We start from the raw sequence: 13,118 nt of genomic DNA on the forward strand, positions 1-13,118 counted from the left end.
CGAGGCCGTCCAGGCCAAAATCCAGCCCGTCCGGCGTTTGAGGACGAGGCCGCCAGGCCGATGCCTGGAACCGCAACGGCCCTGGACGGGCCTTGTCCTCAAACGCCGGACGGGCTGAGATTGGCCCTGAACGGGCCTCGTCCTCAAACGCCGGACCGGCTGAAAGATTGGCCCTGAACGGGCCGAGGGCTAACAGCCCACGAGTCGCTGCGCCAGGTACCCCTCGATCTGGTCGAGAGACACCCGCTCCTGCTTCATCGTGTCCCGCTCACGAACCGTGACCGCATTGTCGTCCAGCGTGTCGAAGTCGACCGTGACACAGAACGGCGTCCCGATCTCGTCCTGGCGCCGGTAACGGCGCCCGATCGCCCCCGCGTCATCGAACTCGATGTTCCAGTTCTGCCGCAGCGCCGTCGCGAGCCCCTTCGCCTTCGGCGACAGCTGCGGGTTGCGGGACAGCGGCAGGACCGCGACCTTGACCGGAGCGAGCCGGTGGTCGAGACGCATCACGGTGCGCTTCTCGAGCACGCCCTTGGCGTTCGGCGCCTCGTCCTCGGTGTACGCGTCGAGCAGGAAGGCGAGCATCGCCCGCCCGACACCGGCCGCCGGCTCGATGACGTACGGGGTCCAGCGCTCGCCGGCCTCCTGGTCGAAGAACGACAGATCCTGGCCGGAGGCCTTCGCGTGCGCGCCCAGGTCGTAGTCCGTGCGGTTGGCGACGCCCTCCAGCTCGCCCCACTCGGAGCCGCCGAAGCGGAAGCGGTACTCGATGTCCGCGGTGCGCTTGGAGTAGTGGGAGAGCTTCTCCTTCGGGTGCTCGAACCAGCGCATGTTCTCCTCACGCAGGCCGAGGCCCGTGTACCAGTTCCAGCGCTGCTCCATCCAGTACTCGTGCCAGGTCTCGTCCTCACCCGGCTTGACGAAGAACTCCATCTCCATCTGCTCGAACTCACGGGTGCGGAAGATGAAGTTGCCCGGCGTGATCTCGTTCCGGAAGGACTTGCCCATCTGGGCGATGCCGAACGGCGGCTTCTTGCGCGAAGTCTGCTGGACCTGGGCGAAGTTGGTGAAGATGCCCTGTGCGGTCTCGGGACGCAGGTACGCGACCGAGCCGGAGTCCTGGGTCGGGCCGAGGTGCGTGGAGAGCAGGCCGGAGAACTGCTTGGGCTCGGTGAACTGGCCCTTGTTGCCGCAGTTGGGGCAGTTGACCTCGGCCAGCGACTCGGGCAGCCGGCCGTGCTTGGCCTCGAAGGCCTCCTCCAGGTGGTCGGCCCGGAAGCGCTTGTGGCAGGCCGTGCACTCGGTGAGCGGGTCGGTGAAGGTGGCGACGTGACCCGAGGCCACCCAGACCTCGGTCGCCAGGATCACCGAAGAGTCGATACCGACGACGTCCTCACGCGAGGTGACCATGTAGCGCCACCACTGGCGCTTGAGGTTCTCCTTGAGCTCGACGCCCAGCGGTCCGTAGTCCCAGGCGGCGCGCTGGCCGCCGTAGATCTCGCTGCAGGGGTATACGAAGCCACGGCGCTTGCTCAGGCTGACGATGGTGTCGATCTTGTCGGCGGCCACGGTGCTCTCTTCATTACGGCGGACGATGTTGAAGTGCGGCGCCCGGCGCCTGTCGTGCCGAGCGGGGACGGACGTCGGGTGGGCGAAGCCTTCAGGTTACCGGCGGCGCCACCCCCGGGATCAAATCGGTCCCCCTTGGCGCCGATCAGCTCTTGTTGACAACCGTTTCCAAAATAGTTGAAAATGAGTGTCATGAACGTACGACGCCTCATACCCACCGCCGCCGTCGCCGGAATCAGCGCACTCGGCCTGCTCACCGTCTCCGCCTGCTCGGGTGCCGGCGCCGCCGACGGCAAGAGCGGCGACAAGCTCGATGTGGTGGCGTCGTTCTATCCGATGCAGTACCTCGCCGAGACGATCGGCGGCAAGCACGTCGACGTACAGACCCTCACCAAGCCCGGCGTGGAGCCCCACGACCTGGAGATATCCCCGCAGCAGACCGGCATGCTCGGCGAGTCCGACGTCGTGCTGTATCTGAAGGGCCTGCAGCCCGCCGTGGACGAGGCGGTCGAGCAGTCCGGTGCGAAGCACCCGGTCGACGCGGCGGAGCTCACCTCCCTGGAGAAGCACGGCCCCGGCGACGGGCACGACCACGGCGAAGAGGGCCACGAGGGCGAGGCGGACCACGGAGACGACGAGGACGCAGACGCAGACGCCCACGAGGGCGAGGAGCACGACCACGACCACGGCGACGAGAACGCCGCCGACCCGCACGTGTGGCTCGACCCCGTGAAGTACGGCGAGATCGCCGAGGGCGTCGGCAAGGCGCTCGGCAAGGCCGACCCGGACAACGCCTCGTACTACGAGAAGAACGCCGAGAAGCTCACCGACCGACTCGGCACCCTGGACCAGGAGTTCAAGGACGGCCTGAAGAACACCCGGACGAAGACCTTCATCACCACACACACCGCGTTCAGCTATCTCGCCGAGCGCTACGGCCTCGAGCAGGTGGGCATCGCCGGGGTCGACCCCGAGTCCGAGCCGAGCCCCGCGCGGATGAAGGAGCTCCAGAAGATCGCCCGCGAGGACAAGGTCTCCACGATCTTCTTCGAGACCCTCGCCAGCGACCGCACCGCGAAGACCCTCGCCTCCGACACCGGTCTGAAGACCGATGTGCTCGACCCGATCGAGGGGATCAACGACCAGTCGCGCGGCGACGACTACTTCGGTGTGATGCGGGCCAATCTGAGCGCGCTCGAGAAGTCCCTGGGCGCCAAGTGAGCCACTCCCCCGGGGCGCGCCCGGCCACGAAAGGTGCACCGATGCCCGCAGCGGACGAACCGCAGCCCGTACTCGCCCTGTCCGGTGCGCGGGCAACGCTCGGCTCGCGGCCGGTGCTGCGCGGCATCGATCTGGCGGTCGCCCGCGGCGAGGTCGTGGCGCTGCTCGGCGCGAACGGCTCGGGCAAGTCCACCGCGGTACGGGCCGCGGTCGGCCAAGTGCCGCTGACGGACGGGTCGGTGGAGCTGTTCGGCACCCCGCTGCGGCGCTACCGCGACTGGGCGCGCGTCGGGTACGTACCGCAGCGCACGACGGCCGCGTCCGGTGTGCCCGCGACGGTGCGCGAGGTGGTCTCGGCGGGCCGCCTCTCCCGTACCCGACTGCGGCTGCCCGGCAAGGCGGACCGGCGGGCGGTGGACCGTGCGCTCGAGCTCGTCGGCATGGCGGACCGGGCGGGCGACTCGGTCAACGCACTCTCCGGCGGACAGCACCAGCGCGTCCTGATCGCCCGCGCGCTCGCCGGCGAACCCGAACTCCTGATCATGGACGAGCCGATGGCGGGGGTGGACCTGGCCAGCCAGGAGGTGCTGGCCGGCACGCTGCGCGAGCAGGTCGCGGCCGGCACCTCGGTGCTGCTCGTGCTGCACGAACTCGGGCCGCTCGAGCCGCTGATCGACCGCGCGGTGGTGCTGCGCGACGGCTGTGTGACGCACGACGGACCGCCCCCGGAGGCGGTCGGCCAGCACGCGCTGCCCGGCCACGACCACGTACATCCGCATGCGCCCGAAGGCGCCGAACCGATCCGGACGGGGCTGCTGACCTGATGGAGATCCTCGACTACGCCTTCATGCAGCGGGCCCTGATCGCCGCGCTGCTTGTCGGTGTCACGGCTCCGGCGATCGGCACGTATCTGGTGCAGCGGCGGCAGGCGATCATGGGCGACGGTATCGGCCATGTGGCGATGACCGGTGTCGCGCTCGGGTTCCTGATGAACGCGAGCCCGGTGTGGATGGCGACGCTCGTCGCCGTGGTCGGCTCGGTGGGCATGGAGCTGATCCGCTCCCGCGGGAAGACCAGCGGGGACATCGCGCTCGCCATGCTCTTCTACGGCGGTATGGCCGGCGGCGTGATGATCATCAACCTGGCGCCGAACGGCTCGACGGCCAATCTCACCAGCTACCTCTTCGGTTCGATCACCACGGTGGCTCCCGAGGACGTCACGGCGATCTGTGTGCTCGCCGCATTCGTGATCGCGATCACGGTGGGGCTCAGGCGGCAGCTGTTCGCCGTCTGCCAGGACGAGGAGTTCGCCCGGGTGACCGGGCTTCCGGTGCGGCTGCTCAATCTGCTGATCGCCGTCACCGCTGCGGTCACGGTGACCGTGGCGATGCGGATCGTCGGACTGCTCCTTGTCAGCGCGATGATGGTGATCCCGGTGGCGGCCGCCCAGCGGGTGACCCGCGGATTCGCGGCGACGCTCGGGCTCGCGATGGCGATCGGTGTCGCGGTCTCGGTGGCCGGCACGGTCACCACCTACTACGTGGACGCCCCTTCGGGTGCCGCGATCGTCCTGCTGTCCATCGGTGTGTTCCTGGTCCTCGCGGCCGTCGCCACGCCGCTGGCCCGGCGGCGGGCGCGGGACGCGGCGGCGTCCGGACCGGACCCGGACAGCTGTCCGCTGCCGCCCGCGCGGAGCACGGCGGACGACGTACGGGTCTGAGCCACACCGGTTGCATCCGGTCGGTTCCGCGCGGTGAACTGAGGCATGCCTAACACGCAGCCCCGGGTCGCCGGGCGACCTGGCACAATGACCGGTCAGCATCAGGTGAGGAGGCGACGACGGTGACAACCGCAGGACCACCCGTACGCGGACGCTCGACCCGGCAGCGGGCCGCGGTGGCGGCGGCGCTCGACGAGGTGGACGAGTTCCGCAGCGCACAGGACCTGCACGACATGCTCAAGCACCGCGGTGACTCGGTCGGTCTGACGACCGTCTACCGCACGCTGCAGTCGCTCGCGGATGCGGGTGAGGTCGATGTGCTGCGCACCCATGACGGGGAGTCCGTCTATCGGCGCTGCTCGACCGGTGAGCACCACCATCACCTCGTGTGCCGGGTGTGCGGGAAGGCCGTCGAGGTCGAAGGGCCTGCGGTGGAGAAGTGGGCGGAGTCCGTCGCGGCGGAACACGGCTACGTGAACGTAGCGCACACCGTGGAGATTTTCGGCACGTGTGCGGACTGCGCGTGATCCGGCGTTTGTTCCCCAGCCCGCCCCTTCCCGAATCTCCTCAATCGCCGGAGGGGCTCCAATGGAGCCCCTCCGGCGATTGAGGAGGCCCGTCCGGCAGGACTTTCGGGAAGGGGCGGGGTGGGGTGATCACTCCCCGCCGGAGAGCGGAGGCGGGGCCGCGCCGAAGCGGCGGTCTCGGGAAGCGTATTCGACGCACGCGCGCCACAGGTCGCGGCGGTCGAAGTCCGGCCACAGGACGTCCTGGAAGACCATCTCGGCGTAACTGGACTGCCAGATGAGGTAGTTGGACGTGCGCTGCTCCCCGCTGGGACGGAGGAAGAGGTCGACGTCCGGCATGTCCGGGTAGTACAGATACTTCTGGATCGTCTTCTCGCCGACCTTCGACGGATCGAGCCGCCCCACGGCCACGTCCTCGGCCATCCGCCGCGCCGCGTCGGCAAGCTCCGCCCGCCCGCCGTAGTTGACGCAGAAGTACAGCGTCATCGCGTCGTTCTTCGTCGTCTGCTCCTGGGCGACCTGGAGCTCCTGGACGACCGACTTCCACAGCTTGGGCATCCGGCCGACCCAGCGGATCCGGATGCCGAGCTCGTCCATCTCGTCGCGCCGGCGCCGGATCACATCGCGGTTGAAGTTCATCAGGAAGCGGACCTCTTCGGGCGAGCGCTTCCAGTTCTCGGTGGAGAAGGCGTACAGGGAGAGGTTCTTGACGCCCATCTCCAGGCAGCCCTTGAGCACGTCCAGTACGACACCCTCGCCGACCTTGTGACCCTCGGTGCGCGGCAGTCCGCGCTCCTTGGCCCAGCGGCCGTTGCCGTCCATGACGACGGCCACGTGGTTCGGCACGAGCTCCGAGGGGAGCTGGGGCGGCCGTGCGCCGGAGGGGTGCGGGTCGGGGGTCTTGTAGTCGCGACGCCCGCGTCCCAGAATCCCGCGTACTGCCATGTGGTTTCTCGCTCCCAGGTGCTGGATGGTCGTTACTGCTTGCTGTCGGCCCGCTCGGGCCGTTCCGGCCGTTCGGCCTTCTCCACGTAGCGCAGCGAGCGCAGACCGCGCTCCAGGTGCCAGTGCAGATACGCCGACACCAGGCCGCTGCCCTCCCGGACGTGCCGCGCCTCGCACGCGTCGGCCGTCTCCCAGTCCCCGGTGAGCAGCGCACCGAGCAGGGCGACGGCCTCCGCAGAGGGTACGACGCTTCCCGGTACGCGGCACTCCTGGCAGATCACACCGCCCGCGGCGACGGAGAAGAAGCGGTTGGGGCCGGGCATACCGCACTTGGCGCAGCTGCCGAAGCTGGGCGCGTAGCCGTTGACCGCGAGGGAGCGGAGCAGGAAGGCGTCGAGGACGAGGTGCGGGGCGTGCTCGCCGCGGGCGAGCGTGCGCAGTCCGCCGACCAGGAGCAGATACTGCTGCACGGCCGGCTCGCCCTCGTGGTCGGTGAAGCGCTCGGCGGTCTCCAGCATCGCGGTACCCGCGGTGTAGCGGGCGTAGTCGGCGACGATGCCGCCACCGTACGGAGCGATGGTCTCACTCTGGGTGCACAACGGCAGTCCGCGGCCGATCAGTTCACTGCCGCGCGCGAAGAACTGCACATCGACGTGGCTGAACGGCTCGAGTCGTGCGCCGAACTTCGACTTGGTGCGGCGCACACCCCGTGCGACGGCGCGCACCCGGCCGTGGCCGCGGGTCAGCAGCGTGATGATGCGGTCGGCCTCACCCAGCTTCTGCGTCCGCAGCACGATGCCGTCGTCCCGGAACAGACTCATGGCCCCATTGTCGCGCGCCGCACGGGCCGGCCGATGGCCAGGGCCTGTCTTCACATTCCCGCCGTCGCCCGGAGGGCGGCCCCGCGGCGTCTGGTGCGTGCTCTCGCCGTGCCGGCCGGAAGCACTCGTACTGGACCGTACTTGGGCTTTCGGCCGGTGCGGCGAGAGTACGTGCCAGGCGTCGCGGGGCAGGCGGGAATGTGAAGACAGGCCCTGGGGCCGGAACCCGGTCCACGCTGCGTCTTTCGGCCACGGCCGAAACAGGTGGCCGCGTCCTGTGCGGGGCGGGATCCTTGGCGTTCCGGATGTCCGGCCCTCTTCAGGCGGGGGCCGGGCGTTCGCGTGCGCGGGGCCCGCTGCCGGAGGCGGGATCAGCCTCCGTCTCGGGCGGCAGGTCGGCCGCGGCCGGTGGCGTACTCGAGGAGGACCGGGGACGGCCCGTACTCGATGCGGTCGCCGGGGCGGAGGCTCCGGGTGCTGCCGTCCATGCGGCGCAGCGTGGTCGCGCCCGGGGCGCGGCCGCTCGTGACGCCGTCCCGGGTCCAGCGGACCGCGAGCCAGCGGCTCTTGCGGCCCTCACCGGCGTCCTTCCTGAACCAGCATTCGTACACACCCTCCGGCAGCTGTACGTCCCGGCCGGATCCGCAGGCGGCGATGCCGGTGCCGGAGAGCCAGCCGGCGAGCCGCCCGATCCGGCGGCCGGCCTCGGTGGGTGCCCCGCCGGCCGGCTGGACGATCAGGGGGATCCGGGTGCTCCCTCCCCAGCTGTAGAAATACATCCGGTCGACCTTCTGGTAGTGGTGCGCGTACATGCCGGCCAGGTAGAAGCGCACCGCATAGTCCTGGGCCGTGCGGTCGTCGAGGGGCGGGGCCGTGACGACGTCCTTGCCGGGGCCGGTGTTCCACAGCCGCATCGCCTGGTCCTCGGCGTAGAGGGTGCGGTCGACCCGCGCCGCGAGCTCGATGATCTCCTCGGGCGGTCCGTCGGCCCGGCGCGGATGGAGTTTGACGCCCGCGGCGTCGCAGTACTTGTACGCGCCGGTGCGGGTGAACTCCCTCAGCAGCGCCCGGCCTTCGCGGTGCCAGAGCCGGCCGAAGGAGGGGCAGACGAGGAGTGCGTCGGGATCGGTGTCGGCGATGATCCGGTGGGCCCGGCGGACCATCTCGGCGAGGGTCGGCATGTCGCCGGCGTAGTGGGAGCGGGAGCCGGCGTTGTCCCACAGTTCGTAGGCGTCGATCCGGCCACGGTAGCGGGTGGTGATCTCGCGTACGAAGCGGTCCCAGTCGTCCAGGTCGTCCGGCGGTGCGGTGCGGGTGCCGTCCCCGTACGGCGTGATGTCGCCCTCGGGTGCGGCCCAGCCGGGTGTGCCGCCGAAGGTGAACAGGACGGGCAGGTCCCGGCGTTCGGCGCCGTCCACCATGCGTTCGAGCACCGTCCAGGAGAACTGGTCGCGCTCGGGCTGCAGTTGACCCCAGCGGGTCTCGCTCTCCCACAGCCGGACGCCACCCACCCGGAAGTCCGGCATCCGGCCGGTGTCGGTGTTCATCGTCATGCCGATGAACTCGGGGTCGAGGGCTTCGGGGGTGTCCGACCATGCGTCGCCGGTGTAGTGCGGGATCGGCGGCCCGGAAGACGGGCCGGTCCCGGCCGGCGGGCGGTCCGGCGGCGAGAGGGTGACCGCGGCGCAGAGGAGCGCCAGGACGGCGATCACCGCGCGGCGCGGCCAGCTGCGCGGGGAGGCCCATGGGGCCGCAGGGCGGGGGCGGTTGTCCTGGTCGCCCGGTGAGTGGGTGGGCGTGGCGGTGTCCGGGTGCTGCTCGTCCGGGGCGGCGGCGCTTCGGGGCTCACGGTCGGCGGCGGGGTTCTCGGCGTCGGCACGGGGCGGTACACCGTCGGCACCGGGCGGTTCCCCGTCACCACCGGGCGGTACGCCGGCCCCGTCCGCCGGCCCGGACGTATCCGCCGACCCGGACGAATCCGTCACCCGCTGCCGGGACCAGGCCGTGTAGAGCGCGTCGAGCTCCTCGGGCGTGGCCCCGCAGACCCGGGCGATGCGCTCCACCGTGGCGAATTCCGGCGGAACGTGCGGGCCCTGGCAGTACCGGTGCAGTGCGGAACGGCTGAGTCCGGTCCGGTGCGCGAGTGCCGTGTAGCTGCGACCGCAGCGCTGCTTCAATTGCCGCAAGTGGTACGCGAGTTCGGTTTCCTCGTCCATTCCGGGGCACCTCCCTCCGTCCCACGCGGCCAGAACATAGCAGGCAGTGCGGCGGTGGGCGTCCCATCGTCCCAAGGGGACGCGCGCCCTCTTGCCAGGAGCGCCACCGGCGGGGGACGGTCGAGTGGTCGCCGTTCGGGGGATCGGCGACCGCACGACCATCGGGGGAAACACCACGTGATGCGTATCCACTTCACCGCCGAGGACCTCGCCAGGACCCAGGTCGCGGACGGAGCCGATCCACTCTGGGAGACGGTCCTGAGCCTGCACAGCCTGCAGGAGCGCTGTCCCGACCCGGTCCTGGCCGGCCGGCGGACCGCTGCGCTGACCCGGCCGCTGAGCATGCTCCTTCCGCTCGTACCACCGCGCGGCTACTTCCCGGACTTCCTCACGCCGGGAGCCGGCACCGCCGGGCTCGACGCCGGCCTGGACGCGGTGTTGAGCACGCCCCGCGCCCGGCTGCGCACCGAACTCACCAGGCTGACCGGCCGCAACAGACCTGCGCCGTGGACCCGTTCGCTCGCCGACGGCGAGCCGGGGTCCCTGCGGCGTCTCGCCGGCTCACTGCGCGAGTACCACAACACGGCGCTCGGACCGCAGTGGGCACGCATCACCCGGCGCACCGCCACCGACCGCGCCCTCAGGCTGCACGCGCTGTGGCAGGGCGGCGCGGAGGCGATGCTGCGGACGTACGGTCCGTCGATGCGCTGGCAGTCGCCGGTGCTCGAGGTCGACTATCCGGTGGACCGCGATCTCCATCTGGACGGCCGCGGACTGCTGCTCGTGCCCTCGTACTTCTGCAAGGGGCCGGTCGCGCTCGCGGACCAGGATCTGCCGCCGGTGCTCGTCTACGCAGCGTCCGCGGACGGCAAGCAGGGCGTCCCCGAACCGCCGGCGTCGCTCAATCCCTGTCTGGCGAAGCTGATCGGGCACACCCGGGCCGCCGTGCTTGAGGCGCTGAGCAGCGACTGCACCACGACGGAGCTGGCGCAGCGGGCCGGGGTCGCGCTGTCCACAGCGAGTGAGCACGCCACCGTGCTGCGCAGTGCGGGACTGGTGTCGAGCGTGCGGCAGCGCAATGTGGTCCGGCACGCTCTGACGCCGCTCGGTACGGCGCTGCTTCGGTCCAACTGACGGGCGCTGCAGGGCCGTTCAGCCGTCGGAGACGGTCACCGAGCCGTCCCGGCGGTCGAGCCTGATCCGCAGCCGGCGGCCGTCGGCGGCGATCCGGGTGCGGACCTGGACTCCCTCGGGCAGGCCGGGTTCGGTCGGCTCGACCGAGGCCTCGGAGCGGATCCGGTCCATCAGGGTGCGCAGGGTGGCCGGATCGGGCCGGGTGGCGAGGTACCAGGCGGTGCCGTCGCCGTACGGGTGGCGGGTCACGGCGGGGCGGCCGTCGCCGAGCGAGAACACCGGTTCGGCGCCCTCCAGGACGATGTCCTCGGACCAGATCGACGCGGTGCCGCCGTCGGGGCCGAGCGGCAGTGTCGTGCCCTCCGGCAGCGGGTCGAACTCCTCGACCCGAAGGCCCAGCACCTCGCGGAACGGCGCCGGGTAACCGCCGAGATGCACCCGGTCGTGCTCGTCGGTGATCCCGGAGAAGTACGACATGACGAGGGTGCCGCCGGCCCGTACCCAGTCGGCGATCCGGGCGGCGGTGGCGGCGCTCACGGAGTACAGGTTCGGCACGATCAGCAGCCGGTACGGGCCGAGTTCGCCGTCGGCCGGCACGATGTCGCAGGCGACCGAGGCGTCGTACAGCGGCCGGTGGTGGGCGAGTGCGGTGTCCAGGAGGGTGACGTCGCAGCTGGGGTGCGCGTCGAGTTCGAGGGCCCACCAGCTGGGCCAGTCGAGCAGCAGCGCGGCGTCCGCGCGCTCGGGCAGCGAGCCGAACAGGCCGGGGTGCTCGGCGAGTTCGGCTCCGAGTGCGCTGACCTCGCGGAAGATCCGGGTGTCGGGCCCGCCGTGCGGGACCATCGCGGAGTGGAACTTCTCGGCGCCGCCGCGGGACTGGCGCCACTGGAAGAAGAGCACCGAATCGGCCCCGTGCGCGATCGCCTGCCAGCTGTCCAGGCGCATCCGGCCGTCCGGCTTGCGGCCGTTGCGCGGACGCCAGTTGACGGCGCTCGGCGCCTGTTCCATCAGGAGCCAGGGCTGTCCGTCCTTGAGGCCGCGCATCACGTCGTAGGCGAAGGCGGTGCCATGTGCGGAGTCGGGGTCGTGCGGATCGGGATAGGAGTCGTACGAGATGACGTCCAGGTGCGGTGCCCAGCGGAACAGGTCGAGGGTGCGGGCGACGGGCACGAAGTTGGTGGTGACCGGGACGGTGGGGGTGAGCCGGTCGAGGACCTGCTTCTCGGCGAGGTAGCAGGCGAGCAGCTCGTCGCTGCTGAAGCGCCGGTAGTCGAGCTGCTGTGCCGGATTGCGGAACGAGGGCGCGCTGCGGGGTGTGTGGATCTCCTCGAAGTCGCCGTAGCGCTGGGCCCAGAAGTCGGTGCACCAGGCGTCGTTGAGTGCGTCGACGGTGCCGTAGCGCTCCCGGAGCCAGTTGCGGAACGCCGCCGTGGAGACCTCGCAGTGGCAGTGCCGGGAGATGTGGCAGCCGTACTCGTTGCCGATGTGCCACAGGGCGAGCGCGGGGTGGTCGGCGTACCGGGCGGCGAGCTGTTCGACCAGGCGCGTCGCGCGGTCGCGGAAGACCGGGCTGGAGGGGCACCAGTGCTGGCGCGAGCCGGGGTACAGGCGGGTGCCGTCCTCCAGGACCGGCAGGGTCTCGGGGTGCAGTCGGGCCAGCCAGGCGGGCGGCGACGCGGTCATGGTGGCGAGGCAGACCCGGACGCCGGCGCCGGCCAGGCGGTCGAGGTGGGTGTCGAGCCAGTCGAACTCGTAGGTTCCGGGGGCCGGTTCGGCCTTGGCCCAGGAGAAGATGCCGACGGTGGCGAGATTGACGCCGGCCTTCCGCATCAGTTCGGTGTCCTCGGCGTGGACGTCGGGGCCCCACTGCTCGGGGTTGTAGTCGCCGCCGTAGGCGAGGGAGCCGAGCCGGTCGTGGAAGTGGCGGAGCCGGTCGTTCACTTGACCCCCAGGGTCTCTTGCCAGGCGCGTGCCTCGATGCCGCGGAAGTGGTCGGCCATCGCGCGCTGTGCCTGCTCGACGTCGCGGGCGCGCAGCGCGTTGAGGATCTCGCGGTGGCGGCGGGCGGTGACGGAGGGCGCCGGGTCCTCGGTCCAGCCGCGGACGCCGGCGACGCGGTGGAAGACGTTCCAGAAGGCGGCGAGGAGCTGCGGCACCAGGGCGTTGCCCAGGGAGCGGTAGAGCTTCTCGTGGAATTCGCGGTCGAGCTCCGGGAAGGCCTCGCCGGCCCGGCCCGCGGCCTCCATCCGGCGGACGACGGCGTCGAGTTCGTCGAGCTCGCGGTCGTCCAGGGTCTCGGCGACGCGGCGGATGAGACCTTCCTCGAGGACCTCTCTGACCTGGAGGATCTCACCGAGCGCCTGGGTGTCGCCGCTGGAGTTGGCCCTCGGGGTGCGCCAGGCGTCGCGGGCCAGGGTGCGGAAGGTGAGTCCGTCCACGAACGGGCTGAGCGAGGCCTGGCCGACGTAGGTGCCGTGTCCGTGTCTGATCTCGACGATGTCCAGCGCCTGGAGCGCCTTGAGGGCCTCGCGCAGCGAGTTCCTGCTGACCTCGAGGGTGTCCATGAGCTCGGTCTCGGTGGGCATCGGCTCACCGGGGCGCAGTCTTCGGTCGAGGATCAGCTGCATGACCTGACGCTGGATCCGGCTGCCCACGCGCCGTTCCCGGGCAGCCGGCACCGTGGCATTCCTCGGCTCGTCCGACATGCGGCACATCGTAAGGGCAGTGAACATCCTACGTCCCACGTCTGCGGCAACTCATGCTCATTGCACGTACGACGGCCCCAACAGCCTTGTGTACGGCGACAGTCCGATGCGGTGGAGGGCCAACCAGCAGATCTGCACGATCCCTTGACCGCCCGCGCCCGCCCTCCTATGGTCGCGCTACCTCCAGACGTAGGACGTGGGATCTCCGAGCCGCAGCACACGCGTGGCGCTCACCGGACCCACCCTCGTCCTCGCCTGCC

The 13,118-nt window shown here is 70.7% G+C and carries 11 protein-coding genes; 5 read left to right on the top strand and 6 right to left on the bottom strand.

The window, feature by feature from the left end; all coding sequences use genetic code 11:
* Nucleotides 1-189: 189 nt before the first annotated feature.
* Nucleotides 190-1,569, bottom strand: a complete 1,380-nt coding sequence (locus DY218_RS18775) for a glycine--tRNA ligase (RefSeq protein ID WP_128557227.1) — start codon at nucleotides 1,567-1,569, stop codon at nucleotides 190-192.
* Nucleotides 1,570-1,761: 192 nt separating this feature from the next.
* On the opposite strand from DY218_RS18775, the gene DY218_RS18780 reads away from it, so the two are divergent.
* The 4 genes from DY218_RS18780 to DY218_RS18795 all read left to right on the top strand — a co-directional run bounded on the left by DY218_RS18780 (nucleotide 1,762) and on the right by DY218_RS18795 (nucleotide 5,037).
* Nucleotides 1,762-2,790: a metal ABC transporter substrate-binding protein gene (locus DY218_RS18780; protein WP_128557228.1), complete on the top strand. Its 1,029-nt coding sequence runs from the start codon at nucleotides 1,762-1,764 to the stop codon at nucleotides 2,788-2,790.
* A 41-nt stretch (nucleotides 2,791-2,831) separates the two neighbouring features.
* Nucleotides 2,832-3,614: a metal ABC transporter ATP-binding protein gene (locus DY218_RS18785; RefSeq protein ID WP_128557229.1), complete on the top strand. Its 783-nt coding sequence runs from the start codon at nucleotides 2,832-2,834 to the stop codon at nucleotides 3,612-3,614.
* Nucleotides 3,614-4,510 (top strand): metal ABC transporter permease, encoded by an 897-nt coding sequence (locus DY218_RS18790; protein WP_128557230.1) that lies wholly within the window; start codon nucleotides 3,614-3,616, stop codon nucleotides 4,508-4,510. The genes DY218_RS18785 and DY218_RS18790 overlap by 1 nt, the downstream gene beginning before the upstream one ends.
* A 122-nt stretch (nucleotides 4,511-4,632) precedes the next feature.
* On the top strand, nucleotides 4,633-5,037 hold the full coding sequence (locus DY218_RS18795) for a Fur family transcriptional regulator (protein ID WP_128557231.1): 405 nt from the start codon (nucleotides 4,633-4,635) through the stop codon (nucleotides 5,035-5,037).
* A 129-nt stretch (nucleotides 5,038-5,166) separates the two neighbouring features.
* Here DY218_RS18795 and DY218_RS18800 read toward each other — a convergent pair whose 3' ends face one another.
* The 3 genes from DY218_RS18800 to DY218_RS18810 form a co-directional block, all read right to left on the bottom strand.
* Nucleotides 5,167-5,982 (bottom strand): isoprenyl transferase, encoded by an 816-nt coding sequence (locus DY218_RS18800; protein ID WP_128557232.1) that lies wholly within the window; start codon nucleotides 5,980-5,982, stop codon nucleotides 5,167-5,169.
* 32 nt (nucleotides 5,983-6,014) lie between these two features.
* Nucleotides 6,015-6,803: a DNA repair protein RecO gene (gene recO, locus DY218_RS18805; protein WP_128557233.1), complete on the bottom strand. Its 789-nt coding sequence runs from the start codon at nucleotides 6,801-6,803 to the stop codon at nucleotides 6,015-6,017.
* A gap of 371 nt (nucleotides 6,804-7,174) precedes the next feature.
* On the bottom strand, nucleotides 7,175-9,019 hold the full coding sequence (locus tag DY218_RS18810; protein WP_128557234.1) for a helix-turn-helix domain-containing protein: 1,845 nt from the start codon (nucleotides 9,017-9,019) through the stop codon (nucleotides 7,175-7,177).
* Nucleotides 9,020-9,199: 180 nt separating this feature from the next.
* On the opposite strand from DY218_RS18810, the gene DY218_RS18815 reads away from it, so the two are divergent.
* A complete protein-coding gene (locus tag DY218_RS18815) occupies nucleotides 9,200-10,153 on the top strand; it encodes an ArsR/SmtB family transcription factor (RefSeq protein ID WP_233521701.1) in 954 nt (317 codons plus the stop codon).
* Between the two features lie 18 nt (nucleotides 10,154-10,171).
* Here the strand turns inward: DY218_RS18815 and DY218_RS18820 are convergent, their stop codons facing one another.
* Together DY218_RS18820 and DY218_RS18825 are read right to left on the bottom strand one after the other, a co-directional pair.
* Nucleotides 10,172-12,094, bottom strand: a complete 1,923-nt coding sequence (locus tag DY218_RS18820; RefSeq protein WP_233521702.1) for a beta-galactosidase — start codon at nucleotides 12,092-12,094, stop codon at nucleotides 10,172-10,174.
* On the bottom strand, nucleotides 12,091-12,858 hold the full coding sequence (locus tag DY218_RS18825) for a FadR/GntR family transcriptional regulator (protein ID WP_128557237.1): 768 nt from the start codon (nucleotides 12,856-12,858) through the stop codon (nucleotides 12,091-12,093). Before DY218_RS18825 ends, DY218_RS18820 begins: the two co-directional genes overlap by 4 nt.
* Nucleotides 12,859-13,118: the final 260 nt, after the last annotated feature.

Origin of the sequence: Streptomyces triticagri (assembly GCF_003429565.1) — a bacterium.
Classification (GTDB): Bacteria; Actinomycetota; Actinomycetes; order Streptomycetales; family Streptomycetaceae; genus Streptomyces; species Streptomyces triticagri.